The sequence below is a fragment of the Roseococcus sp. YIM B11640 genome (assembly GCF_049727625.1).
Lineage (GTDB): Bacteria > Pseudomonadota > Alphaproteobacteria > Acetobacterales > Acetobacteraceae > Roseococcus.
Genome location: NZ_JBBJOZ010000004.1, coordinates 87397 through 111160, shown reverse-complemented (window position 1 = coordinate 111160; position 23764 = coordinate 87397). Strand labels below are relative to the sequence as shown.

Below are 23764 nucleotides of genomic sequence, written 5' to 3'. Positions count from 1 at the left end.
GAAGGCCTCCTTAAGGACCGAGCATCACCTCGTCTCTGTAACAGATCGCCCCAATCTAGCCATCATTGATGGCGCGCCGCAGCAGCACGAGATCAGCCCAGGCCTCGCGCTTCGCGATGGGATTGCGCAGCAGATAGGCCGGATGAAGCATCGGCAAAGCATCCATTACTTGTCCGTTTGCCATGGTGACTTGCTGCCACTTGCCACGCAGCCGGGTGATGCCGTCACGCGTCCGGAGGAGCCCCTTGGCCGAGACGGCCCCGGCCAGCACGAGCCGCTTGGGCCGGGCCAGCTCCAGATGGCGCATGAGGAAGGGCATGAAGAGCGCGACCTCCGCATCCGTCGGCGTCCGATTGCCAGGGGGGCGGAACGGCAGAATGTTGGTGATGTAGAGGTTCTCCGACCGGCTCAGGCCGATCGTCGCGAACATCCTGTCGAGCAGTTGGCCGGAAGCCCCGACGAAGGGCTTACCTTGCCGGTCTTCCTCTGCGCCCGGCGCTTCGCCGATGATCATGGTTCCGGCCCCCACGACGCCGTCCGAGAAGACGAGGTTCGTCGCGGTATCCCGCAGCGAGCTTCCGGTGAAGCCGGCCATGGCCTCGCGCAACTCTTCCAGCGAAGAGGCGGCCGCGGCCAGGGAGGCCGCTTCGCCCAGTGTGGGGCTCAGCGCCACGACCGGGCGAGGCGCCGGAACAGACACGGACACCGTGGCTTTCGGCGCGGGATCTGGCAGGCGGCGCGCCACGGGCGCCTCCAGGATCGCCTCGTCCGCGCCCATGGCGACCTGCCAGCTCAGGGCAGCCAGCAGGGCTTCGCTCGGGGTAGGTTCGGCCATGCGTTCTTCTAGCCCTGGTGCGGGTTCCGCGAAACCGCCACCTCGTTTAGTGAATGCCTTCAAGACTAGCGGTGGAAGGGTCCCCTCGGATGAGCGAAGAACGCGAAAGCATGGAATTCGACGTGTTGATCGTGGGGGGTGGCCCTTCCGGTCTCGCGGCGGCTATCCGGTTGAAGCAGCTCTCGCCCGACCTCAGCGTCTGCCTGGTTGAGAAGGGAAGCGAGATCGGCGCCCATACGCTGAGCGGCGCCGTCCTCGAGCCGCGCGCGCTGGACGAACTGCTCCCCGATTGGCGCGAAAGCCCGCCCGACCTCGCGACGCCCGTGATGGACGATCGCTTTATGCTGCTGACGGAGACCAAGGCCTACAAGCTGCCGACACCGCCGCAGATGCACAACCACGGAAACTACGTGGTCAGCCTCGGCAACGTCGCGCGCTGGCTCGGCGCCAAGGCGGAGGAACTTGGGGTCGAGATCTATCCCGGGTTCGCCGCGTCCGAGACCATCATCGAGGATGGCCAGGTGAGGGGCGTGGTGGCCGGCGTCATGGGCATCCTGAAGGACGGCGAGAAGGGCCCGGACTACCAGCCCGGCATGGAGTTGCGCGCCACCTACACGATCTTCGCCGAGGGTTGCCGTGGCAGCCTGACCAAGAAGCTCTTCGAGACCTACAATCTCCGTGCCGACTGCCAGGCCCAGACCTTCGGCATCGGCATCAAGGAACTGTGGGAAATCCCGAAGGAGAAGCACACGCCGGGCCTCACCTGGCACAGCGTCGGCTGGCCGCTGAAGAGCGACACCTATGGCGGTTCCTTCCTCTACATGTTCGGCGAGAACCTGGTGACCATCGGCTTCGTGGTGGGCTTGGATTACCCGAACCCGTGGCTCTCGCCCTTCGATGAGTTCCAGCGCTTCAAGCAGCACCCGGCGGTCCGCCCGATGCTCGAGGGCGGCAAGCGCGTCAGCTATGGGGCGCGTGCGCTGAACGAAGGCGGGTTCCAGTCCATCCCGAAGCTGGTCTTCCCCGGCGGCCTGCTGATCGGCGATACGGCGGGCTTCCTCAACGTGCCGAAGATCAAGGGCACGCATACGGCCATGAAGTCTGGCATGGTGGCGGCGGAGGCCGTCGCGGCGGCCCTCGCGGTCGAGGAACGGCCGCCGGTGCTCGATGCCTACCCCGAGGCGCTGAAGGCGAGCTGGGTGTGGCCGGAGTTGGAAGGCGTGCGGAACATCCGCCCGGGCTTCTCCAAGTTCGGATTCTGGGGCGGCATGGTGAACGCCGCGCTCGACACGTACATCTTCCGCGGCAAGGCGCCCTGGACGATGGCGCATCACACCGACCACGACAGCCTGAAGAAGGCGGCAGAGGCCCCGCGGATCGCCTACCCCAAGCCCGATGGGGTCATCAGCTTCGACCGCCTTTCGTCCGTGTTTCTCTCCAACACCAATCACGAGGAAAACCAGCCCGCGCATCTCGTGTTGCGCGATCCGGGCAAGTGGCTCGGCGAGAACTGGCAAAAGTACGGCAGCCCCGAGAGCCGCTACTGCCCCGCTGGCGTCTATGAGGCCGTGGGCGTGGAGGAAGGCAACCCGCACCTCGTCATCAACGCCCAGAACTGCGTCCACTGCAAAACCTGCGACATCAAGGACCCGGCGCAGAATATCGACTGGTGCACGCCCGAGGGCGGTGGCGGGCCGAACTACCCGGGCGGGATGTAAATCCCGCTCGCCGCGAATCCGGCGGGCGGAATACAGCTCGGAAAGGTCTCAGAAAGGACACCGCCATGAGTCTCGATGCCTGGGCTCCACGCGTGCTCAGCGTGCTGCGCTTCGTCAGCGGCCTCATCTTCCTCCTGCACGGCACGCAGAAGCTGATCGGCATTCCCGCTCGCAGCACGCCCGCGCCTGAACTGCTGTCGCTCCTCGGCCTGGGCGGGCTCATGGAGATCGTGGGCGGCGCGCTCATCATGATCGGCCTGTTCACGCGGCCGGTCGCCTTCCTACTGGCGGGCGAGATGGCCGTCGCCTACTTCATGTTCCACGCGCCCCGGAACATTTTCCCCACGCTCAACGGCGGCGACGCGGCCATCCTCTACTGCTTCATCTTCTTCTACTTCGTCTTCGCGGGCCCGGGCCCCTGGAGCATGGACGCGAAGCGGCGCGGATGATCCGCCTCTACGGCACGCCGAAGAGCCGCACCTTCCGTTGTATTTGGGCCGCCGAGGAAGCCGGCATCCCTTATGAAGTCGTGTCCGTGCCTCTCGGCGCCGCCGTGAAGACGCCGGAGCACCTGCGGCTCAACCCGAACGGCAAGGTGCCGGCGATGGAGGACGGTTCCCTCGTCCTCTTCGAGAGCCTGGCCATCAACCTGCACATTGCCTCCAAGGCCGGCGCGCCGCTCAGCCCCTCCGGCGACGATGCGAGCCGGACCTGGCAATGGACGCTCTGGGCCGCGACCGAGGTCGAGCCCGCCGCCGGGCAGTGGGCCTACAACGCCTATATCCGCCCGCGCGAGGAGCGCGACCCCGGGCAGGCCGCCGCGGGCGCGGCGGGCGTGGCCGCGCGGCTGGATGTGCTGGAGGGGCAGCTGACCGCGCCCTTCCTGCTGGGCGCCGACTTCACCATCGCCGACTGCAACCTGGCCAGCGTGCTCTATGGCGCCTGGTCGAACAGCTTCGACTTCGGTGGGCATCCCAAGGCGAAGGCCTGGCTCGACCGCTGCTTCGAGCGGCCGGCGGCCTTGGCGGCTCGCAAGCTCAGGGACGCGGCGTGATCATCGACTGCGCCCGGCGCCTGGATGCGCTGGGCTTCATGCCCAGCAAGTCCGGCAATGTCTCAGTCCGGACCGAGGGTGGCTTCCGCATCACGCCTTCCGGACTGGCCTATACGGCGCTGACGGAAGGTGACCTCGTGGAGGTCGCGCTGGATGGGCGCGTGCTGGACGGCAACCGGCGCCCTTCCTCGGAATGGCGCCTGCACGCAGCGATCTACGCCGCGCGGCCCGAAGCGAAGGCGCTGGTGCACACGCACAGCCCACGCGCCACGGCCCTCTCCTGCGCGCGGCGTGGGCTGCCACCCTTCCACTACATGATCGCGCTGGCGGGTGGCGACGACATCCCCTGCTCCACCTACGCGACCTTCGGTACGCAGAAACTCGCGGACGCGGCGGCCAGTGCTATCCGGGGTCGCCGTGCCTGCCTGCTCGCCAACCACGGGGTGGTCGCCATCGGCAGCAGCCTCGCCGCCGCCGAGACGCTGGCCCGCGAGGTGGAAAACCTGGCGTCCGAATATCTGGACCTGCTGCAGGCGAGGCTGGAGCCCGTGCTGCTGACACCGGAGGAGATGGTCGCCGTGACGGCCCAGTTCGGCGGCTACGGCAGGCTGACCTGACACCTCGGCCCTAGGCCAGGCGCGTCGCGAGACTCTTTGTTTCTTGCGCCCGATCGATGCCCGCCCCGAGGATCGGATCAGGAGGCCGCCCCAGATGATCTTCCCGCGCCAGCCCGCCCGCCGGTTGACCGCCGATGCGCCCGACCGCGTGTCGCGCCGGGCGTTGCTGGGATGCGGCTGCTGCCTGCTTCCGGCCGGTTTCATCCGGTCCGCCGGCGCGGTCCCCGCCGCACCCTCCTCGGCCCTCCATGCGCGCCTCGACGCGGCGGCGCTGGACGTCGAAGCGCGCATGATCCAGTGGCGTCGCGACATCCACCAGAACCCCGAACTGGGCAATCAGGAATACCGGACCGCGGCACTGGTCGCGGCGCATCTGCGTGGGCTCGGCTACCAGCTGCGCGAGGGCGTCGCGGTCACGGGCATCGTCGCCCATCTGCGTGGAGAGGCCGGGCCCGGCCCGGCGGTCGCACTCCGGGCCGACATGGACGCGCTGCCCGTCCGCGAGGAAGTGGACCTCCCTTTCCGTTCCCGCGCCACGGCCCGCTGGAACGGCGAGGAGGTGCCCGTGATGCATGCCTGCGGTCACGATTGCCATGTCGCGATTCTCATGGCCGTGGCGGAGGTGCTGGCCCGCCACCGGTCGGAGCTGCGCGGCACCTTCAAGCTCATCTTCCAGCCGGCGGAGGAGAACCTCCCCAATGGCGAGGTCGGGGGCGCACGGCGCATGCTGGACGAAGGCGCCTTCGAGGATCCAAAGCCGGACGCCGCCTTCGGCCTGCATGTGACCAGCGCGCTCCGCGCCGGAGAGCTGGGTTGGCGAGCAGGCCCGCTGATGGCGAGCTCCGACGCGGTCCAGATCACGATACATGGCCGGCAGACCCACGGGGCGCTCCCCTGGACCGGCATCGACCCGGTCGTGGTCGGCGCGCAGATCATCACGGCGCTGCAGACCATCCAGAGCCGTCAGGTGGATGTTCGCGAGGCCTCGGTACTTACCATCGGGCAGTTCCATGGGGGAAACCGCAGCAACATCATCCCCGAAAGCGCCTACATGACCGGCACGCTGCGCACCTATGGCGAGCCCCGTCGGCAATTCATGATGCGCCGCACGAAGGAAATCGCGGAAGGCGTGGGCCAGGCGCTGGGCGCCAGCGTCGAGGTCAGCTGGAGCGCGAACGGCTATCCGGCGACGATCAACGACACGCCCCTGGCCGAACGCATGGCCGCGAGTCTCGCGCGGGTCTGCGGCCAAGAGAAGCTCCGCGCGTCGCAACCGTCGCTGAGCTCGGAGGATTTTTCGTTCTTCGCCCGCGCAGTGCCGGGCTTCTTCTTTCACGTCGGCACCACCGACCCGGCGGCGAATGCCCGCTTCGCCGCCCCCAACCACTCACCTCGCTTCCGAGTGGATGAGAGCGGACTGCTCTACGGCCTGCGCGGGATGTTGCACCTGGCCGCCGACTTCACCGGAAGCGGCGGCTAGGCTGGCGCCTCAGTAGCCTTCGCCCAGCAGCGGGAAGGCGCTGTGGACATGCGGCATGGTCACCATCGGCGCGCCGAGATGCACGTGGTTGCGCGTCAGTTGCCCGAAGTTGTTCACGCCCGTGAGGCCCAGTGCCTTGATGGTCTCGTCCTCCAGGATCTCGAAGAGCGTGCGGATGCCCGCCGCGCCATCCGCCGCCAGCCCATAGAGGTAGAGGCGGCCAAGCCCCACCCAGTCGGCGCCGAGCGCGATGGCCTTCACGAGGTCCGTGCCGCGGGTGAAGCTGCCATCCACCATGATCTTCGCTCGGCCGGCCGCGGCCTCCACGATCTCGGGCAGGATATCGAGCGAGCCGCGCCCGCCATCGAGCTGCCGCCCGCCGTGGTTGGAGCAGTAGATCACGTCCACGCCATGCTCGCAGGCGATGGCCGCATCCTCGCCCGTGCCGATGCCCTTCAGGATCAGCGGGATGGAATACTTGTCCTTAAAGCGCTTCACCTCGCGCCAGGAGAGCGCGGCCTGGTGATCCATGCCGGTATTGGCGGCGCGCCAGGTCTTCACGAAGCGCTTGGCGATATCGCGCTCGCGGCGGCTGTAATGGGCCGTGTCCACCGTCATGCAAAAGGCATCGTAGCCGGCCGCGATGGCGCGCTCGACGATCTCGTCCACCCACTCATCGCCGCCACGGACGTAGAGCTGGAAGATCTTGGGGCCCGTGGACGCCTCCGCGCAGGCCTCAAGGCCGGGCTGGCTGACGCTGGAGAGCATGAAGGGAACGCCAAAGGCCCCCGCGCCCTGCGCGACCGTGGCACCGCCGCCCGGCTCGAAGCTCTCGAGCGAGCCCACTGGGGCGCAGAAAACCGGCAGCCGGATCTTGTGGCCGAAGAAATCAACGCTCGGGTCGACCTTCGAGACGTCGTTCAGCACGCGGGGCCGAAGGGCCACCGTGTCGATCGCCATGCGGTTGCGCCGCAGGGTCGTCTCGGTCTCCGTCGCGCCGACGAGGTAGTCCCAGATATTCGGGCTGAGCTTGTTCTTCGCCGCCTTCACGAATTCGTGCAGACACAGGAAGCGGCCTTCATTGTCACTGACCATTCACGTCTCTCCCATTGGTCGCCGCGAGGCTAGAACAGGATGCGCGAGGGGGGAATTCTCCCCCTGTCCGAACCGGAGTCCTCATGATGACTCCCGCGGTCGGAGAGCTAGCTCCCGGCCAGCGCCTGACGCACGGCCAGGCCGAGCCCCGGCGGACAGCCCGGAAGCTTGTCCACATTCGGCCAGGCGGAACGGAATCTGCCCCGGATGCTGAAGTTCAGGTCAACGATGGTGAACCAGTGGGCGCCGTACTTGTAGCCGGTCGCCTTGCTCACCCGACCATCCGGCGTGATGGAGGAGACGGATTGCGCGGCCTTGATGGCATCCAGCGTCGCCTGATCCATTTTCCCGGTAGGGCTGACCTTCTTGAAGGTAGCGGTATGCGCGGCGCCGATGCCCCCCGGATTGTCGCCGATCAGCTTCAGGAAATACTGTACCAGCATGATGTCGTTCGGAGCACCTGCGGGAGCGTTCGCGCCCACGGCAGCATCGACGTTGAAGAAGATCGGCAAGTGGGCATGCGCCGGTTGCGGCGCGAGGATATGGACCATGCGTGTCGCCTCCCCTTCTGGTTTGTTTCCAGAGTGGAAGATCGTGCATGCCGAAGCAAGAATTTAATCCTCTGGAGGGAATCGCCCGTTGAAGACCGTTACCCAACGCCGCCAGGCGGCTCGCGCCGTGCTCGAGGGCCAGGCGTGCATCCATCCCGCCTCGGTCCATGATCCGCTGTCGGCCCGCATCGCCGAGGAGCTGGGCTTCGAGCTCGGCATGTTCGCGGGCTCGACCGCTTCGCTCGCCATCCTGGGCGCGCCCGACCACATCCTGATCACGCTCAGCGAGTTCGCGCAGCAGGCGCGGCGCATCACCCGCGCGGGCAGCATCCCGCTGGTAGTGGATGCCGACCATGGCTACGGCAACGCGCTCAACGTCCAGCGCACGGTGGAGGAGCTGGAGGTCGCGGGCATCGCCGCCATGTCCATCGAGGACACGGAGCTTCCCCGCCCTTTCGGCGCGCCAGACGCCCGGCTGATCAGCATCGAGGAAGGCGTGGGCAAGATGCGTGCCGCGGTGGCCGCGCGGGTCGACCCCAGCCTCTGCATCTTCGCCCGCACGGGCGCGATGAGCGTGACCTCGAAGGAGGACTGCATCGCTCGCATCCGCGCCTACAACGACACCGGGACGGACGGGCTCTTCCTAACGGGCGTCACGACGCGCGAGGAGCTTGATGCGGCGGCCGGAGCCGCGAAGCTTCCGCTCATCCTGGGAACGCTCTCGCCCGCCATTTCCGACCGCGACTACCTGGCTAGCCGCGGTGTGCGGATCGCGCTGCAGGGCCATGCGCCGAGCCAGGCGGCGGCCCAGGCCACCCACGCGACGCTGAAGGCGCTGCGCGAAGGCACCGCGCCCTCCGCGCTGGCGGGCCTGCCGGAGAAGGGCGCCATGGCCCGCTGGACGCGCGAGGCGCCGTACAGCGAGGCCATGAAGCGGTTCCTGGGGTAGGCTACTCGCGAAGCTGCGTGCCGAAGGCGGCCGCGTAGCGCTCCGCGAAGCGTGGCTTCACCTCCGGGTTCACGATGCGCGGCGGCATCCGCCCCGCCGCGATGTCGGAGAAGGCCAGCGCCGCGATCTTGGTGATGTTGGCGCGGCTCTCCTGCGTCACGCCCGCCGTGTGCTGGCTCGCGATCACGGCCGGGTGCTTCAGGAGCGGGTGGTCCACCGGGGGCGGCTCGAGCTCCCACACATCGAGGCCGGCGCTGGCCACCTGACCCGATTGCAGCGCAGCGAGCAGCGCGTCCTCATCATGGATGGAGCCGCGGGCGGTGGTGACGAAGACGACGCCCTTCTTCATGCGGGCGAAGGCCTCCTTGCCGATGATGCCACGCGTCTTGGGCGTCAACGGGCAGTGGAGGGTGATCACGTCGGATTCGGCCAGGAAGGTGTCGAAATCCACCTTCTCGACACCCCTGGCCTTCATCGTCTCCGCATCGAGGAAGGGGTCGCAGGCGATCACACGGCAGCCGAAGCCGAGCCGGCAGATCTCGGCCGTGCGCGTGCCCACATGGCCCGCGCCGAGCATGCCGACGACGCGGCCGCGCAGCTCGCGCCCCATCAGCGTCGCGCGATTCTGCGCGGTGCCGGCCAGCATCGCCGCATGGGCCTCCGGCATCCGTTTGAGGCAGGCGAGCATCATGCCCACGGCGTGTTCAGCCACGCCTTCCGCGTTGCCGCCCGCCTGGTTCACCAGCGCGACGCCGGCCTCGGTGCAAGCTTCCGGATCCAAGGGGTCGTACCCCGCGCCGTAGCTCGCGGCCATGAGAAGGTTGGGCAGCTTGGACAGCAACTCCCGATGCACATGCAGCGGGCGCGGCAGTTCGTCCCGCGAGGCCATCACGTAGTAGCCGTGGCAGGAGGATAGCGTCTGCACAGCCTCGGCGGTGCTGGCCTCCAGCGGGATGTGCACGACTTCGAGATCGGGGTCCTTGGCGCAGGTGTCGAGGAACATCTGGTGCGGAACGAAGCCGTAATAGGCGAGGCGGAACTTGGCCATTGTCGGACGAACACTCCCTTTTCGCCTGCAAACTCGCGCGAAGCGCCTGGCTTGGAAAGGGGGCCGTTGCCGCCGATGACGCCCGCTTCTAGCGTCGCCCCCCGGATCCAAGGGAGTGGAACATGCCGAATGTCCTGGTCGTCACGGCCCATCCGGGCGATTTCGTCTGGCGTGCCGGGGGCGCGATCGCGCTGCATGCGAAGGCGGGCTTCGACGTCCACATCGTCTGCCTGGCCTTCGGCGAGCGCGGCGAAAGCCAGGGCGCCTGGGCGAAGCCGGGCGCGACGCTCGAAGGGGTGAAGGCCGGCCGCAAGGCGGAGGCGGAGGCGGCCGCGCAGGCCCTGGGCGCGACCATCGAATTCTACGATGCCGGCGACTACCCGCTGACGCCCACGCCCGAGATGTTCGACCGGCTGGTGGACACCTACCGCGCCCTGCGCCCCGAATTCGTGCTGACTCATGCGGCGGCGGATCCGTATAACATGGACCACCCCGTCGCGAACCAATTCGCGCAGCACGCCCGGATCGTGGCTCAGGCGGCGGGCCACAAGCCCGGGCCGGACGCAGTCTATCGCGCGCCGCAAGTCTATCTCTTCGAGCCTCACCAGACCGAGATGTGCGGCTTCAAGCCCGACGTGATCTTGAACATCGACAGCGTGTGGGAGGTGAAGCGCCGCGCCTTCGAGTGCCTACCGGCTCAGACGCACCTCTGGAACTATTACGAGCGGGTGGCGCTCAACCGCGGCGTCCAGGGCGGACGCAATGCAGGCCTCAAGATGACCTACGGGGAAGCCTACCAGCGCGTCTTCCCCGAGGTGATGAACGTGCTGCGCTAACCCGCCGGGGGACGGTGCTGCGCCCAGGGCCGCGCCTGCTCCAGCAGCGCGCCGAGGCGCAACACGTCCGTCTCCGCGCCCCAGGCGCCCACGATCTGCACCGCCGTGGGCAGCCCGTCCGCCCCAAAGCCCGAGGGTAGCGAGAGCGCGGGGTGCCCAGTCAGGTTGAAGGGGTACTGGTACGCGGTCCAACCCTGCCTCGTGATACCGCACTTCACGCCATCCACCTCGACCTCGTCATTGGCGGCATCGAACTCCACGGGCAGCGCGGTGCGGCTCGCCGTCGGCGTGACCAGGAAGTCGTAGCGCGCGAGCAGGCCCTGGATGGCGCGGAACAGAGCCGTCCGCTTGAACTGCGCCGTACGAAAATCGGCCAGGGTGAAGTGCGATCCGCGCTCCATGAAGGCGAGCGTCACCGGATCCATCTGGTTCTGCCAGCGCGGCAAGAAAGGCCCGCACGAGGCATGGAAGCCGCCCTGGTAGAGCACCCGGCCCTCGTACTCGATCCAGTCGATCTCCTCGACGATCTCCTCCACCTCCGCGCCCATGGCGGCCCAGGCAGCGAGCGAAGCTTCGAGGTTCGCTTCCACATCTGCGGCCACGCGCGGGTTGTGGCAGCGGCGGAGGAAGCCGATCCGCACGCCGGACAGATCGCTGCCGATGAGGCGCGGCGACAATGCCCGGCGGTCCTCACCCTTGAGCGACCACGGGTCCGCCGGCGCTCCGCCTGTCATGACGGCATGCATCACCGCCGCGTCCGTCACGGTGCGCGCCAAGGGGCCCGCGAAGATGTTGTTGCCGAAAGCGTCGGCCGTCGCCTCATAGGGCACGGTGCCGAGCGTCGGCTTCAGCCCCACGACGCCGCAGCAAGCCGCCGGCCCCCGCACCGAGCCCGCGCCATCCGTGCCGAGCCCGAGTGGCCCAAGCCCCGCCGCCACCGCCGCCGCCGCGCCCCCACTGGAGCCGCCCGAGGTCCGCGCCGTGTTCCAGGGGTTGCGGGTGATGCCGTGCGGCGGGCTGTCGGTCAGGCCCTTGTTGCCGAACTCGGGTGTCGTGGATTTGCCGATGATGATGGCGCCTGCCGCACGCAGCCGTTCCACCAGCACGTCGTCGCGCTCGGCCGGCGGGGCATCCGCAAAGATCGCCGAGCCCTTGCGGGTGGGCACGCCCTTCACGTCCAGCAGATCCTTGATGTGGACCGGCACGCCGTGCAATGGCCCCAGCTTCTCCCCTGCCCGCACCGCGGCGTCGGCGGCCTTCGCCTCGCGGCGCGCATCGTCGGCCAGCACCTCCACGAAGGTGTTCAGCCGCGGCTGCTCGCGCGCGATGGCGCCCAGCACGGCCTCGACGTATTTGAGCGCCGAAAGCCGGCCTTGGCGGATCATCGCGGCGGCGCGGGTGGCGGGGGTGAAGAGCAGGTCCTGTTCGTTCATCTCGGCTTTCCTGGATCGCGGCCGAGAGTGCGAGCTGGAAAGCCTCCGCACAAGCGAGCAGCCCCCCTGTATTTTTCTCCATGAACAGGCCAGACTTCGGCCAACCAGGGAGGCATCGCCCCAGCGCGGCGCAAGAACCAACTCGAAGAGCGAGGCAGCAATGACGTTCAACTGGATCAGGCAGGGTGCGCGCCTGGCGGCTCTGGCAGCCGGCATCATGGGCTTCGGCGCATCGGCGCAGGAATTCCCGCAGCCGGGCCGTCCACTCATGTTCGTCTCGGGCTTCCCGGCGGGCACGGCCAACGACATCTACGGGCGCCTGGTGCAGGAGCGCATTCAGCGCGAACTCGGCGTGCCCATGGTCATCGACATCCGCGCCGGCGCCTCGGGCAATATCGGCATGGAATACGCCGCCCGCGCCGCGCCGGACGGCCATACCATCCTGATCGCGACCTCGGCCATGATGGCGATCAATCCCGCCGTCTTCCCCCGCATGCCGATCGACACGCAGACCGACCTCGTGCCGATCATGACGCTTTTCGATGCGCCGAACTTCATGACGGTGAGCACGGAGAAGCGCCCGAACTTCACCACCTGCCAGGCCGTGATCGACGAGGCCCGCCGCCGCCCTGGCCAGCTCAATTACGCCAGCACGGGCAATGGCGCTTCCACGCACCTCGCCGGCGCGCAGTTCGCCTCGGTTCTAGGGCTGAACCTCGTTCACGTGCCCTACCGCGGCGGGCCCTTCGCCATGACGGCCCTCTACCAGGGCGACGTGGACGTCTTCTTCTACCAGACCGGACCCGTGGTGGAGTTCTACCGCCAGGGCCGCGTGCGGTTGCTCGCCGTGACCTCGGCCCAGCGCGTGGCTGCCGTGCCGGAGATCCCGACGGTGGCTGAGGCGTGCAACCTGCCGGGCTTCGACAGCACCACCTGGTATGGGCTGATGGCCCCGGCGCGCACGCCGCCCGCCATCCTGCAGCGCCTCACGGAGGTATTTACCCGCGTCGCCAACGAGCCCGAGATTCGCGACCGCGTGGAGGCGATGGGCTTCACCCCCAACGTCCAGCCGCCGGAGGTGACGCGCGAACGCCTGGCCCGCGACATCCTCACCTGGCGCGGCGTGGTCGAGCGCACTGGCGCGCGGGCGGAGTAGCCCGCACGCCGTGGACCTCCGCCAACTGCAGATCTTCCGCCGGATCGTCGAGGAGGGCAGCTTCTCCCGCGCGGCCGCCGCCCTCGGCATCACCCAGCCCGCACTCAGCCGGCAGGTGCGCGCGCTGGAGGAGGAGCTGGGCATGCCGCTGCTCTACCGTCACGGACGCGGCGTGGTTCCCACCGTCGAGGGGCAGCGCTTCGCGGCCTCGCTTGGCCCCGTGCTGGAGGAGTTGGCTCGCATCCGGGATGAGGCCATGTCCGCGCGCGGCGTCGCGCGGGGCCGGCTGCGCCTCGCCATGCCGCCCTCGGTCGCGGCGGCCATGGCGCCGCCGCTGTGGCGGCACCTGCGGGCGCACATGCCCGAGGTCGAACTGCATCTGATGGATGGCTTCACCGGCACGCTCCACGAATGGCTGGCGCGCGGTGAGGTGGACATCGCGGTTCTCAACACCTCGCGCAGCAGCCCCACGGTGCAGACCGAGCCGTTCTTCGATGCGCATCTCTTCCTGATCCATCGCCCCGGGGACCCGCAGGTCCTTCCGCTGCTGACGCCCGAGGGCGAGATCACGCTTTCCGACGCCGCTAAGCTTCCGCTGCTGCTGCCGGGGCGGCACCACGGTGCGCGGCGCGAAATCGAGGCCGCGCTCACCGTCTCGGGCCTCGCGGCACCACATGTCGAGGACGTGGATTCGCTCGCAGGCCTGATGAGCCTCATCGCGGAGGGCTTCGGCTCCACGCTGCTCGCACGGGATGCGGTGGCGGCGGAAGTCGGCGCAGGACTGCTCGCGGCGGCAAAAGTGCGCGAGCCGGTGCTGCTTCATCGCTTCGTCCTCGCCACCTCGTCCGAACGGCCGGTGACGCCCGCCGCCCGCGCCGTGATCCGCTTCCTGCAGGAGGAGGCGGGACGGCGCATCACAGCGGGTAGCCTGGCCGGAAGTCTCTGACGCCGGCAATGCGCGCGCGAATGTCGGATCACGCCGGGCAGCGACCGGACGGCTCCCCTCCACGCCTTGCTGCTGATATGGGATATCATGCCGCGTGACGAAGGAGCAGGCTCCGAGCCCGCGGCCGCATTGCCCTGGAATGGCCACGCAATCGCCTTGGATGAGAAGCGATTTCCCGGCAACATGCGAAGAATATTTTGAATCTAGATTGAGGACGATCCGCGTTTGCTTATCGCCGCCACCATTTCCCAGAACGGGAAGACCTTCATTTCCCCGAATGCGGACGCCTAATGTCGCAGATCGTCATCCTGGACGACCGCGGCAGCAACCGGAAGATTCTCACTCAGCTCGCCATGTCCGTCGAGCCGGGCGCCGAAGTCGTAAGCTTCGGCAACCCGTTGTTGGCCCTGAGCTGGATGGACGGCAACCGGCCCGATCTGGTCATCACCGATTATCGCATGCCCCATCTGGACGGCGCCGAAGTCTCGGCGCGCGTCCGCGCGAAGGCGACCGGGGCCGACGTCCCCATCATCGTCGTCACTGCCTATAACGACCCCGTCTTCCGCCTGCGCGCGCTCGAGGCCGGCGCGACGGATTTCCTGATCTCGCCGCTCGACCATCTCGAATTCCGGACGCGCGTGCGCAACCTGCTCGCGCTGCGACGCCATCAACTGGAACTCCGGCGCCTGGCGCAGGATCTTCAGCGTGACCTCGAGGCCTCCGAGCGGTCCAGGCACGCGCTGATGCGCGAGAGCCGGGAGTCCCTTGCGCAGCTCATCGACACCGTGCCGGCGATGATCAGCGCGGCCGACCGCGAAGGGAAGCTGGTCTTCGTCAATGCGCGCCAAGCCGCCCTCGTCGGCGCAAGCCCCGCCGAACTGGTGGGGCACGACGTCAGGCGCATCCTGGGTGCGGAGCGCGCGCAGCGAAGCCTCGACGCCGATGCCGAGGTCTTCGCCCACGGCCTCACCATTCCGGGCTTCGAAGAGGAAGTCGTCCATCCCCCCAACGCTCCACGGACCTTCTTCACCACCAAGGCCCCGCTGCGGGACGGCGACGACCGGTTGATCGCCGTGCTCACGACCTCGATCGACATCACCGATCGCAAGCGCGCGGAGGAGCGGCTGGCCTACCTCGCGCGGCACGATACGCTGACCGGCCTCCCGAACCGCTATCTGCTGAGCGAGCGCCTGCGCGAGCACGCCCCCGGGCAGCACGGATCACGCCCCTTCGCCCTGCACTTCCTCAACCTCGACCGGTTCAAGGCCGTCAACGAGGCCCTGGGTCGCCAGGGAGGCGATCGGCTGCTGCGGGACGTCGGGGCCCGCCTCTCGCAGATGGTCGGCGAAGGCAGCATGGTGGCCCGCCTAGGGGCCGACGAGTTCGCTATCCTGCAATCGGGGGTCGATACCGCGCAGGAGGCCGCGCAGCTCGCGCTCCGCGCTATTCAGGCGATCGGCCAGACCTTTACTGTTCTCGGCCGGGAGGTCTCCGTTTCGGTCAGCATCGGGATCACGATGCACCCGCCAGATTCGGGCACAGGTGATGACTTGCTGCGAAATGCCGACCTGGCCATGCATCGCGCGAAATCCGACGGCCGCAGCCGCTACAGCTTCTTCGACGCCGACATGGACCATGCCGCGCGCGAGGCCCAGCAGATCGAGGCCGACCTTCGCGGCGTGCTGGAGCGCGGCGAGCTCGAACTTTATTGGCAACCGCAACTCTGCCTTGCGGCCGGCCGGATCGTGGGTGCCGAGGCGCTGCTGCGCTGGCGCCACCCCACGCGCGGCCTGCTCTCTCCGGCGAGCTTTCTTGCCGCCGTGGAGGACACCGGCCTCATCACTCCCATCACGGGATGGGTGCTCCGCGAAGCCTGCCGGCAGGGCTCATCCTGGGCGGCACGGCAGGACGGGGGCGTCCGGGTCTCAGTCAACATCTCGCCGTCGCTCTTCCGGAAGGCCGATGTCCCCGAGATGGTCGCCGCCGCGCTGGCCGAGACCGGCCTGCCAGCCGGGCTTCTCGACGTGGAGATCACGGAGCGGGTGCCGCTGGACGCGGTGGCGGGCGTCGCCGACAGCCTGGCCCGCATCCGCGAGTTGGGCTGCCTGATCTCCATCGACGATTTCGGGATGGGCTTCGCCTCGCTCGACTACATCAAGCGGCTGCCGGCCCAGCGGCTGAAGATCGATCGCGCCTTCGTCTCGCATCTCCCGGCGGGGCGGGTGGACGCCGCCATCATTGCCGGCGTCGTCTCGATGGGCCGCAGCCTGGGCCTCCGCGTGGTCGCCGAAGGTGTCGAAACGGCCGAGCAGTTCGAGGCTGTGCGCGAGTTGGGCTGCGACGAGATCCAGGGCTACTTCCTGAGCGAGCCCGTGCCGCCCGCCGCGCTGGAGGCGCTGCTGCCAAGGGTGCTACTGTCACCTATCCAAGCCCCCTAGCCGGGCAGCTCGACACAGGGAGAAGCGGATGCCGAGCGCCGTGAGCCGGCTGCGGGAGCGTCTTGGCGTCCTCCGCGGCCGCCCGGACACCGAGCACGAGATGAGCTTCAACAGGCTCGCCTTCGCGCTCCTGATCACGATCTTCCTGCTGCTGGAGGATGCGCCCTGGCACACGCTGGAGGTCGTGGCGGTCTATTGGATCGTGGCTCTCGGGCTATTCCTCCACATCCTTGCGCGCCCCGCCATCAACAACCCCCGCCGCGTCGTGGCGCTGACGCTCGATGCGGCCATCCTGTCCTACGAGCTTTACGCGGGCGGCGAGAAAACCTCGGTCCTCGCATCGCTGTATTTGTGGATCATCCTCGGGAACGGCTTCCGCTTCGGCCTGCCCTGGCTGCACGCCTCTCAGCTGGCCAGCGTGGTCGGCTTCTCCGTGATGGTCTGGCACACCCCGTTCTGGCACGACCAGATCCACCTCTCCGCCGGCTTCATCCTCGGCCTTCTCGCGATCCCGACCTATTCCGCGACGCTGATCCGCAAGCTTTCGGCCGCCAAAGCGCAGGCTGAGGCCGCGAACCAGGCCAAGACCATGTTCCTGGCGAGCGTGAGCCACGAATTGCGGACACCGCTCAACGCCATCATCGGCATGGGCGGCCTGCTCCAGCAATCGGAGCTGGACGGCGAGCAGCGGGAGATGGCGCGCACGGTGGCCGACGCGGGGGCGAGCCTGCTCGGCCTCATCGACAGCATCCTGGACTTCTCGCGCATCGAGGCCGGCCGGCTCCCGGTGCAGCAGAAGCCCTTCGAAGTGGCCCGGTTGCTGGACGAGACGACGCGCATCCTCGGCCGGGAGGCCTTGGAGAAGGGGCTCCGCCTCAGTTTCCACGTCACGCCCCGCACGCCCCCGGTGCTCGTGGGCGACGCCATGCTGCTGCGCGACGTCCTGCAGAATCTGACCGGCAATGCCCTGAAATTCACCAGTTCCGGCAGCGTGACCATCGCGCTGGACGCCATGCCGCGGGAAAGCGGGCTCCTCCTGCGCCTAGAGGTGACCGATACCGGCATCGGCATCGCGGCCGAGGCGCAGGAAAGAATCTTCGAAGCCTTCTCGCAGGCCGATGGCAGCATCATCAATCGCTTCGGCGGAACCGGCCTCGGCCTCGCGATCGCGCGGCGGACTGTCGAACTCATGGGCGGTCGCATCGGCGTGGAGAGCGTCGAGGGCGCGGGCAGCACCTTCTGGTGCGAGCTCCCGATGGAGGCTCCTTCGGGCGCGACCGCCGAAGCCCGGGCGGCCGAAGCCGTGCTTCTCGCCAGCGACGCCGTCACCCGGGCCGTGGCCTGGGAGCGCGAAGGGCTGACGCTTCTGCCGGCAGCGTCGCTGGCCGAGGCCGTCACGGCACTGGAGGGCCTACCGGCCGGCGCGCCCCGCATCCTCTTGGCCGCGCCCGACACCCTTCCCATGGCGCCGGCCGCGCTGGCCCAGGCCCTCGAGGCGCTGGATCCCAGCGGCCGTTGGCGCAGCATCATGCTCGGCCATGTCGGCGGACCGGGCCTGCCGCCGCTGCCGCTGCGTCGCGCCTTCATCTCCCTCCTGCCGGGCGACGCGAAGACCGAAACGGTCGCGGCCGGCCTGCGCCTCGCCGCGGGTCCGCCCATAGAGGCGGAGGAGGCGAAGCTCGAACCCAGCCGCAAACTGTCCATCCTGGTCGTGGACGACAATCGCGTGAACCTCCGCGTGGCGGCCAAGATCCTGGAATCGGTGGGCCACGTCCCGAGCTTTGCTGCGGATGGCGAGGAGGCACTGGATGCGCTGGATCAGCAGAAATTCGATCTGGTCCTCATGGACCTCAACATGCCGCGCATGGACGGGATCGAGGCGGCGAAGCTCTATCAGATGCAGGCCATGGGCGGTCCCCGCATCCCCTGGATCGCGCTGACCGCCGATGCGACGGACGAGGCACGCCAGCGCTGCGCCGAGGCCGGATTCGCGGGCTGCCTGGTGAAGCCGCTCACCCCGGCCGCCTTGCTGGGCGCGATCGAAGCGTTGCCCATGGCAGAAGCCCCCGCACCGCCCACGGGCGTTGCGGCAATCGCGAGCCATCCCCGGTTCCGCGCAACGGGCCAGGTTCTCGTGGATCAACGCGCCCTGGACGACCTCGAAGCCCTCGGCGGCGCCGAATTCATGCGCGAAGTGGTGGAGGATTTCCTGGAGGACGCCGACGCGACGCTGGCCGAGATCGAACGTGCTGTCGTCGCCGGCGATTCCGCCGGGTTCCGGGCCAAGGCTCATGCGCTGCACAGCGCGGGCGCGAATGTCGGCGCCAGGGCTCTCTGCGAGGTCTGCGCTCTGTGCCGCGGCGTGGGGCCGGAGCAGCTGCAGGATCAGGGCATGGCCATCCTGGATCGGCTGGCCATCGAGCTCGGTCGGGCAAAGCCGCTTCTGCGGCGTGATGCGGGGAAGGGATCGGGACGCCAGCAAAGCTGAGCCGGCGCCCGATCCATCCTGCCTCGCATCATTCGGCCGCCATCTGCGGGACCGGCAGCGTTTCCGCCTGAACACGCCGGCCCTGCGCCTGGGTGAGCCGCAGCATCTTGCGAAGGTCCATCTCGGTCACGCCGAGCGCCGTCTCGGCCCAGATGTCGACCACCTCCTTCAGCTCGGCGAGCGTGACCGGGTTCACGCGTTGCCGGACGCGCAGCAGCGCGCGCTGGGCGTTGTGCTTGCGCGTGCCGGCATCGATGTAGTCGCGCACGGCAGCCTCGCCCTGGCCAGGCTCGGCGAGCACGTTGACGATACCCATCCGGTGCAATTCTTCCGCCGTGTAGATGCGCCCGGACATGATCATCTTCTCCGCCTCCACCTGGCCGAGACGGCGCGAAAGGAAGGAATAGGCGCCCATGCCGGGGAAAAGGTTGAAGAGGATTTCCGGGAGGCCGAACTTCGCCTGGCGCTCCGCGACAATCACGTCGAAGGCGAGCGCGCATTCGAAGCCGCCGCCCAGGGCATCGCCCTGCACGAGCGCGATCGTCACCACCGGCGCCTGGAAAGCCTCCGCATTGCCGTGAATGGCTTCAACGCAGACATGACCGTAGCGGCGCAGGGCGGGGAGATCCCGGGCGCGGATCTTCTCGGCGAAGAGAGCCAGGTCTCCGCCGAGGTTGAAGATCCCCGGCAGACGGCTGCCCATGACGTAGTAGCGCAGTGGGGAGCCGTGCTGGGCAATGCGCGCGGGACTCAGGGCGTCGCGCAGCATGGCCTGCTGGGCCAGGATGTCGGCCAGGAGGTCCGGCGTGAAGCACGGCTTCTCGCCCGGGTTCATATAGGCCCAGAAGCTCGCCGAATCCTCCTCGAACCGGGTTGCCAGGGTGCCGAAGCGGGAATGAGTCAGCATGTCTGCCGGATGCGACAGGGAGGTGGTGGCAGCGCTTTGCTCATGGAGGGAGAGGTGGGTCATCGCATGCTCCTGGTTGGATATCGGGGATATTCGGCGGCCAGGGGGGTAGCCGCGCGGGAATATTAACCACGAAACATGTCGCGTGATGGTTGCACCTTACAAAATTAACTCGCCCAAAAGTTATTTATTCCTTCGACTGCAATCGATTGTTTCGGCCCTCGCCAGATGGAGGACGGAGCCTGTAGCCTCGGCGTCGGCCGCGCTCGCGGTCCAAAACAATCGGAGGAATCCCATGGACGCCTATCGTCGCGGCCTGTTCTCGGCCGCCGGGGCTGTGCTCGCCCTGCCCGGCCTCCTCTCCACAGCCCGGAGCCAGAACGTGGAACGATATCCTGACGCCAACGTGCGGGTGCTCGACCCGTCCTTCAATCGATACCGCCTTCTCCTGGCTGCCGTGGAACAGCTCTGGACCGGCGCGCGCTGGAGCGAGGGGCCGGTCTGGTTCGGCGAGCATCGCACCGTCGTATGGTCGGATATCCCGAGCAACCGGATGATGCGCTGGTCCGAGGAGACTGGGCAGGTCGATATCTTCCGCGGCCCGTCCAACAACGCCAACGGCAACACGCGCGATCGCCAGGGCCGCCTCATCACCTGCGAGCACCTGACCCGCCGCGTGACGCGAACCGAGTACGACGGCAGCATCACCGTCATCGCCGATCGGTTCGAGGGCAAGCGCCTGAACAGCCCGAACGACGTGGTCGTGAAGTCCGACGGCAGTATCTGGTTCACCGATCCGCCCTTCGGCATCCTCGGCTACTACGAGGGCGAGATGGCGCAGCCGGAGCTACCGACCAACATCTATCGCGTTGACGGCCAGACGGGCGCCATCAGCGTCGCCTCCAGCGATATCGGGCGGCCCAACGGCCTTGCCTTCTCACCCGACGAGTCCAAGCTCTACGTCGTCGAGGCGGCGGCCACGCCACGCGTGATCCGCGTCTTCGATGTGGATGGCGCCAGCGGCCGGCTCTCCAACAACCGCATCTTCGTCCAGTGCCGCGACGGCGAGACGCCGGACGGGTTCCGCGTGGATGTCGACGGCAATCTTTGGTGCGGCTGGGGCATGGGTTCGCCGGAGCTGGACGGCGTGCGCATCTTCAACAAGGACGCCGCCCCCATCGGCCACATCCACCTGCCCGAGCGCTGTGCGAACCTCTGCTTCGGCGGCAAGCATCGCAACCGGCTTTTCATGGCCGCGAGCAAGTCGCTCTACTCGCTCTACGTCAACACGCAGGGCGCCCCAGGGGGCTGACCGCCCCGGCCGGCGACGGCCCAACATGAGCTTGGGCCGTCCGCCTATCTCTGCCAGCATGCGATCCAACCCCGGCGAACCGGGGAGTGGAGACGCCCGATGCCGATCACACGCCGCAGCGCCATGACGCTGCCCTCTCTGCTGGCCGCGCCGGCCCTGGCTCAGCCCACGCGCCCCATCCGTATGCTGATGGGATTCCCGCCGGGCGGTCCCACCGATTTCGTCGGCCGACTGACCGCCAATGGCCTGCAGGACCAGATCGGCCAGACGATCGTCTTCGAGAACCGGCCGGGTGCGAATTCCGTCCTCGCGGCCGAGGCCGTGGCCCGGGCCGCGGCTGACGGACACACGCTGCTCTTCGCCTCCAACTCGCTGGCCATGAATGCCAGCGCCTATGCGCGCCTGCCCTACGACCCGACCACGAGCTTCGCGCCCATCGCCATGGTGGCGACCTCGCCCAACGTGCTCTGGTGCGGCACGTCGCAGCCCTGGCATAGCCTCGACCAGCTCGTCGCCGCGGCGAAGGCGCAGCCGGGCACGCTCGGCTATGCCAGCACGGGCAATGGCGGCAATGGGCATTTCGGCGGCGAGACGCTGCGCCAGGCGCTCGGCATCGACATCTCCCATATCCCTTATCGCGGCACGGCGCCCGCCTTGCTGGACGTGATCGCCGGCCGGGTCCCGCTCATGATGCAGACGATGGTCGGCGCCATCGGACCCTATCGCGAGAACCAGCTGCGCCCGCTTGTCGTCTTCGGCCCGAACCGGGCGCCGGAACTGCCGGATGTGCCCACGCTGAAGGAGCTCGGCCACGAGGTTCCGGATTCCGGCGTGTGGTTCGGCGTGCTGGCGCCGGCCGGCACGCCACCGCCCTTCGTGATGCGCGTATCCCACGCGCTCCAGGCCATGCTCGAGAAGCCCGAAAGCCGCGCGCAGCTCGCGAGCCAGGCCTCGGTCCCTGCCTATCTGGGACCCGATGATTTCGCGGCCCGCATCCGCACCGACGTCACGAACTGGGCGGATGTCGCGCGCCGCGCCGGCATACGGCCGGAGTAGCGGGCGCTACCCCGGGGCCTCCGCCGCGCGGAGCGTCATCTCCTATGCGTCCCATCCTCGTCCAGCGGGCAAGCATGGCCCGCCAGGTTCGTGCAAGGCGCCGGGGCTTGCGGCGCCGCCATTCCTGTTCTTTGGACGAGGAAACTACCCAGGGAACGCACAGCATGACCGCACCCGCCCCGATCCGGACCGAACGCGACGGCGACGTCGCCACCCTCACGCTCGATCGCCCCGAACGCGGCAATGCGCTGGGGCAGGAGATCGTCGACGCACTGTCTGAGGCCTTCGACGCCGCCCTCGCCACCGGTGCCCGGATGATCGTTCTGCGGGGCAGCGGCAAGCACTTCTGTACGGGCCTCGACCTCAGCGACCTCGATACCCTCTCGGATGGCGACCTGGCGCTGCGGATCCTGCGGATCGAACTGCTCCTTCAGAAGGTGCATGCGGCGCCGGTCACCACCGTCGCCATCGGCCAGGGGCGCATCTTTGGCGCCGGGGCTGACCTCTTCGCGGCGTGCGACCATCGCGTCACTCTGCCCGGCGCGCGCTTCAGCTTCCCGGGCGCCGCCTTCGGCCTGGTGCTGGGCACGGCCAGGCTGGGCGCCCTGGTGGGCGAGGCACGCGCCCGGGCAATCCTGCTCTCGGGCGCCGCCGTGGACGCCGAGGCTGCGCTCGCGCTCGGCCTCGCCACGGAGATCACTGGCGAGGAGGAGCTGGGCGCCTCCATCGCGCCAAAGACGGCCGCCGCCACCCGCCTGGAAGCAATCACCGTGGCGGCTCTACACGCACGCACGCGGCGTGCGGATGATGATGGCGACCTCGCCGCCCTTGCCCGTTCCGTCGCGCGCCCGGGGCTCGTGCAACGCGTGCGGGAGTATCGGGAAAGGCAGATCGCGCAGCGCGCTTGAAAATACATGCGATGGACTGTTAGGTCTTGCATATCTCATGAAACCACCGCCCTGACAGGGCGTTGGGGGCGACATGAAGACCTTGCTCCTTCGACTCACGGTCCTGACGCTGGCATCGGCCGCGCTTGCGGCCTGTGACGACGGGGCCGCATCCTCTGCCAACGCGGCGCGCCCGGGCGCCATGGATGCGAGGCAGCATGCCGCGCGTGCCGCGGCGGATGCCTCCTTGAAATCCCGGCTGCGGCGCCCGGAGCTGCTGCAGCAGCGTGGCGTGCAGGTCTTCACCCAGGCGCTGCCCGATACGCTCGCGGTTTGCGGGCGGTCGCGTGCCGCCGAGGGGTCGGGCGAAGCCTTCATTCCCTACGTCGCGGTGGTCGCTTTCGATGGAAGCGATGCACCGCGTGTCACGAGCTTCACGCTGGGTGCTACGAACAACGAGGCATCGCGTGTCTTCGTGGAGATGGTCGATCGCTGCTTCGAGGGCGGCGGTCCGGCCACGGCGCGCACCATGGCTCGCGCCTACCCGCCCCTGCCGACCGGCAACGTCCTTGCCGATGCGGCCCGGGAAGCCGCCCCGCCGGTGGAAACCACGGCGGAGGCCACTCCCGCGACGCCTCGTGCGCCTCATGGAATGGTGACGGTAAGCGCCCGCAGCGCGGCCAATATCCGCAGCAGCACGCAAGGTGGCCAGGTGGTCAGGACTGTCCCGCGGTCCAGTACACTTGAAGTGCTGGGCGAAGCGCCCGGCGGATGGTTCCAGGTCGGCGAGGGCGGCCAGGCCTATGGCTGGGTTCACAGTTCCGTGCTGGAGACCGCCAGCCGGTGATTCCGGCGCGGTGAAACATTCGTCTCACGGCGCATACATGCCGTGACAATTGCACGAAAAATGCTATCGCAAGACATCGGGGCCCCGCCTCGACTTCCCATTTAGGGAATG

21 protein-coding genes are annotated in these 23764 nt (G+C 68.3%); 15 read left to right on the top strand and 6 right to left on the bottom strand.

Annotated elements, in window-relative coordinates; genetic code table 11:
* Nucleotides 1-55 precede the first annotated feature (55 nt).
* Nucleotides 56-778 (bottom strand): uracil-DNA glycosylase, encoded by a 723-nt coding sequence (locus WJM96_RS16945; protein ID WP_424813714.1) that lies wholly within the window; start codon nucleotides 776-778, stop codon nucleotides 56-58.
* Between the two features lie 146 nt (nucleotides 779-924).
* Between WJM96_RS16945 and WJM96_RS16940 the strand changes: the two genes are divergently transcribed.
* From WJM96_RS16940 to WJM96_RS16920, 5 genes are all read left to right on the top strand, one after another.
* Entirely contained in the window at nucleotides 925-2553 is a 1629-nt protein-coding gene (locus tag WJM96_RS16940) for a 4Fe-4S dicluster domain-containing protein (RefSeq protein WP_424813713.1), read from the top strand.
* 65 nt (nucleotides 2554-2618) lie between these two features.
* On the top strand, nucleotides 2619-3002 hold the full coding sequence (locus WJM96_RS16935; protein ID WP_424813712.1) for a DoxX family protein: 384 nt from the start codon (nucleotides 2619-2621) through the stop codon (nucleotides 3000-3002).
* Nucleotides 2999-3607: a glutathione S-transferase family protein gene (locus WJM96_RS16930; protein ID WP_424813711.1), complete on the top strand. Its 609-nt coding sequence runs from the start codon at nucleotides 2999-3001 to the stop codon at nucleotides 3605-3607. The genes WJM96_RS16935 and WJM96_RS16930 overlap by 4 nt, the downstream gene beginning before the upstream one ends.
* Nucleotides 3604-4224 (top strand): class II aldolase/adducin family protein, encoded by a 621-nt coding sequence (locus tag WJM96_RS16925; protein WP_424813710.1) that lies wholly within the window; start codon nucleotides 3604-3606, stop codon nucleotides 4222-4224. The genes WJM96_RS16930 and WJM96_RS16925 overlap by 4 nt, the downstream gene beginning before the upstream one ends.
* A 94-nt stretch (nucleotides 4225-4318) precedes the next feature.
* Nucleotides 4319-5704, top strand: coding sequence for an amidohydrolase (locus WJM96_RS16920; protein WP_424813709.1), 1386 nt, complete (start codon nucleotides 4319-4321; stop codon nucleotides 5702-5704).
* Between the two features lie 9 nt (nucleotides 5705-5713).
* On the opposite strand, the gene WJM96_RS16915 is transcribed toward WJM96_RS16920, so the two are convergent.
* Nucleotides 5714-6799, bottom strand: a complete 1086-nt coding sequence (locus tag WJM96_RS16915) for an alpha-hydroxy acid oxidase (protein ID WP_424813708.1) — start codon at nucleotides 6797-6799, stop codon at nucleotides 5714-5716.
* 107 nt (nucleotides 6800-6906) lie between these two features.
* Nucleotides 6907-7350 (bottom strand): peptidoglycan-binding domain-containing protein, encoded by a 444-nt coding sequence (locus WJM96_RS16910; RefSeq protein ID WP_424813707.1) that lies wholly within the window; start codon nucleotides 7348-7350, stop codon nucleotides 6907-6909.
* An 88-nt stretch (nucleotides 7351-7438) separates the two neighbouring features.
* Between WJM96_RS16910 and WJM96_RS16905 the strand changes: the two genes are divergently transcribed.
* The gene (locus tag WJM96_RS16905) at nucleotides 7439-8299 is read left to right on the top strand and encodes an isocitrate lyase/PEP mutase family protein (protein WP_424813706.1); all 861 of its coding nucleotides are present in this window, start codon (nucleotides 7439-7441) and stop codon (nucleotides 8297-8299) included.
* Between the two features lies 1 nt (nucleotide 8300).
* On the opposite strand, the gene WJM96_RS16900 is transcribed toward WJM96_RS16905, so the two are convergent.
* A complete protein-coding gene (locus tag WJM96_RS16900) occupies nucleotides 8301-9347 on the bottom strand; it encodes a hydroxyacid dehydrogenase (RefSeq protein WP_424813705.1) in 1047 nt (348 codons plus the stop codon).
* 122 nt (nucleotides 9348-9469) lie between these two features.
* Between WJM96_RS16900 and WJM96_RS16895 the strand changes: the two genes are divergently transcribed.
* Nucleotides 9470-10183: a PIG-L deacetylase family protein gene (locus tag WJM96_RS16895; RefSeq protein WP_424813704.1), complete on the top strand. Its 714-nt coding sequence runs from the start codon at nucleotides 9470-9472 to the stop codon at nucleotides 10181-10183.
* Here the strand turns inward: WJM96_RS16895 and WJM96_RS16890 are convergent.
* Nucleotides 10180-11616: an amidase gene (locus tag WJM96_RS16890; protein WP_424813703.1), complete on the bottom strand. Its 1437-nt coding sequence runs from the start codon at nucleotides 11614-11616 to the stop codon at nucleotides 10180-10182. The genes WJM96_RS16895 and WJM96_RS16890 overlap by 4 nt on opposite strands.
* 160 nt (nucleotides 11617-11776) lie before the next feature.
* On the opposite strand from WJM96_RS16890, the gene WJM96_RS16885 reads away from it, so the two are divergent.
* The 4 genes from WJM96_RS16885 (at nucleotide 11777) to WJM96_RS16870 (ending at nucleotide 18644) form a co-directional block, all read left to right on the top strand.
* Nucleotides 11777-12772: a Bug family tripartite tricarboxylate transporter substrate binding protein gene (locus WJM96_RS16885; protein WP_424813702.1), complete on the top strand. Its 996-nt coding sequence runs from the start codon at nucleotides 11777-11779 to the stop codon at nucleotides 12770-12772.
* Between the two features lie 10 nt (nucleotides 12773-12782).
* Nucleotides 12783-13718: a LysR family transcriptional regulator gene (locus tag WJM96_RS16880; protein WP_424813701.1), complete on the top strand. Its 936-nt coding sequence runs from the start codon at nucleotides 12783-12785 to the stop codon at nucleotides 13716-13718.
* A 290-nt stretch (nucleotides 13719-14008) separates the two neighbouring features.
* Nucleotides 14009-16156: an EAL domain-containing response regulator gene (locus WJM96_RS16875; RefSeq protein WP_424813700.1), complete on the top strand. Its 2148-nt coding sequence runs from the start codon at nucleotides 14009-14011 to the stop codon at nucleotides 16154-16156.
* Nucleotides 16157-16184: 28 nt separating this feature from the next.
* Nucleotides 16185-18644, top strand: coding sequence for an ATP-binding protein (locus tag WJM96_RS16870; RefSeq protein WP_424813699.1), 2460 nt, complete (start codon nucleotides 16185-16187; stop codon nucleotides 18642-18644).
* 28 nt (nucleotides 18645-18672) lie between these two features.
* Here the strand turns inward: WJM96_RS16870 and WJM96_RS16865 are convergent, their stop codons facing one another.
* The gene (locus tag WJM96_RS16865) at nucleotides 18673-19614 is read right to left on the bottom strand and encodes a crotonase/enoyl-CoA hydratase family protein (RefSeq protein WP_424813698.1); all 942 of its coding nucleotides are present in this window, start codon (nucleotides 19612-19614) and stop codon (nucleotides 18673-18675) included.
* 232 nt (nucleotides 19615-19846) lie between these two features.
* Here WJM96_RS16865 and WJM96_RS16860 point away from each other — a divergent pair, with 232 nt between their 5' ends.
* The 4 genes from WJM96_RS16860 (at nucleotide 19847) to WJM96_RS16845 (ending at nucleotide 23653) form a co-directional block, all read left to right on the top strand.
* Nucleotides 19847-20863 carry an SMP-30/gluconolactonase/LRE family protein gene (locus WJM96_RS16860; protein ID WP_424813697.1) on the top strand — a complete coding sequence of 339 codons (1017 nt, stop codon included), beginning with the start codon at nucleotides 19847-19849 and terminating at the stop codon, nucleotides 20861-20863.
* A gap of 99 nt (nucleotides 20864-20962) precedes the next feature.
* Nucleotides 20963-21919, top strand: a complete 957-nt coding sequence (locus WJM96_RS16855; RefSeq protein ID WP_424813696.1) for a Bug family tripartite tricarboxylate transporter substrate binding protein — start codon at nucleotides 20963-20965, stop codon at nucleotides 21917-21919.
* A gap of 164 nt (nucleotides 21920-22083) precedes the next feature.
* Nucleotides 22084-22827: an enoyl-CoA hydratase/isomerase family protein gene (locus tag WJM96_RS16850; protein WP_424813695.1), complete on the top strand. Its 744-nt coding sequence runs from the start codon at nucleotides 22084-22086 to the stop codon at nucleotides 22825-22827.
* Between the two features lie 73 nt (nucleotides 22828-22900).
* Nucleotides 22901-23653 (top strand): SH3 domain-containing protein, encoded by a 753-nt coding sequence (locus WJM96_RS16845; protein WP_424813694.1) that lies wholly within the window; start codon nucleotides 22901-22903, stop codon nucleotides 23651-23653.
* The last annotated feature ends 111 nt before the right edge of the window (nucleotides 23654-23764 follow it).

Coding starts and splice junctions, on each gene's coding strand:
- WJM96_RS16945 (WP_424813714.1), bottom strand. CDS start 778: ATGGGCGCGGACGAGGCGATCCTGGAGGCGCCCGTGGCGCGCCGCCTG.
- WJM96_RS16900 (WP_424813705.1), bottom strand. CDS start 9,347: ATGGCCAAGTTCCGCCTCGCCTATTACGGCTTCGTTCCGCACCAGATG.
- WJM96_RS16855 (WP_424813696.1), top strand. CDS start 20,963: ATGCCGATCACACGCCGCAGCGCCATGACGCTGCCCTCTCTGCTGGCC.
- WJM96_RS16890 (WP_424813703.1), bottom strand. CDS start 11,616: ATGAACGAACAGGACCTGCTCTTCACCCCCGCCACCCGCGCCGCCGCG.
- WJM96_RS16935 (WP_424813712.1), top strand. CDS start 2,619: ATGAGTCTCGATGCCTGGGCTCCACGCGTGCTCAGCGTGCTGCGCTTC.
- WJM96_RS16865 (WP_424813698.1), bottom strand. CDS start 19,614: ATGACCCACCTCTCCCTCCATGAGCAAAGCGCTGCCACCACCTCCCTG.
- WJM96_RS16860 (WP_424813697.1), top strand. CDS start 19,847: ATGGACGCCTATCGTCGCGGCCTGTTCTCGGCCGCCGGGGCTGTGCTC.
- WJM96_RS16875 (WP_424813700.1), top strand. CDS start 14,009: ATGTCGCAGATCGTCATCCTGGACGACCGCGGCAGCAACCGGAAGATT.
- WJM96_RS16850 (WP_424813695.1), top strand. CDS start 22,084: ATGACCGCACCCGCCCCGATCCGGACCGAACGCGACGGCGACGTCGCC.
- WJM96_RS16885 (WP_424813702.1), top strand. CDS start 11,777: ATGACGTTCAACTGGATCAGGCAGGGTGCGCGCCTGGCGGCTCTGGCA.
- WJM96_RS16870 (WP_424813699.1), top strand. CDS start 16,185: ATGCCGAGCGCCGTGAGCCGGCTGCGGGAGCGTCTTGGCGTCCTCCGC.
- WJM96_RS16920 (WP_424813709.1), top strand. CDS start 4,319: ATGATCTTCCCGCGCCAGCCCGCCCGCCGGTTGACCGCCGATGCGCCC.
- WJM96_RS16940 (WP_424813713.1), top strand. CDS start 925: ATGAGCGAAGAACGCGAAAGCATGGAATTCGACGTGTTGATCGTGGGG.
- WJM96_RS16930 (WP_424813711.1), top strand. CDS start 2,999: ATGATCCGCCTCTACGGCACGCCGAAGAGCCGCACCTTCCGTTGTATT.
- WJM96_RS16895 (WP_424813704.1), top strand. CDS start 9,470: ATGCCGAATGTCCTGGTCGTCACGGCCCATCCGGGCGATTTCGTCTGG.
- WJM96_RS16915 (WP_424813708.1), bottom strand. CDS start 6,799: ATGGTCAGTGACAATGAAGGCCGCTTCCTGTGTCTGCACGAATTCGTG.
- WJM96_RS16845 (WP_424813694.1), top strand. CDS start 22,901: ATGAAGACCTTGCTCCTTCGACTCACGGTCCTGACGCTGGCATCGGCC.
- WJM96_RS16910 (WP_424813707.1), bottom strand. CDS start 7,350: ATGGTCCATATCCTCGCGCCGCAACCGGCGCATGCCCACTTGCCGATC.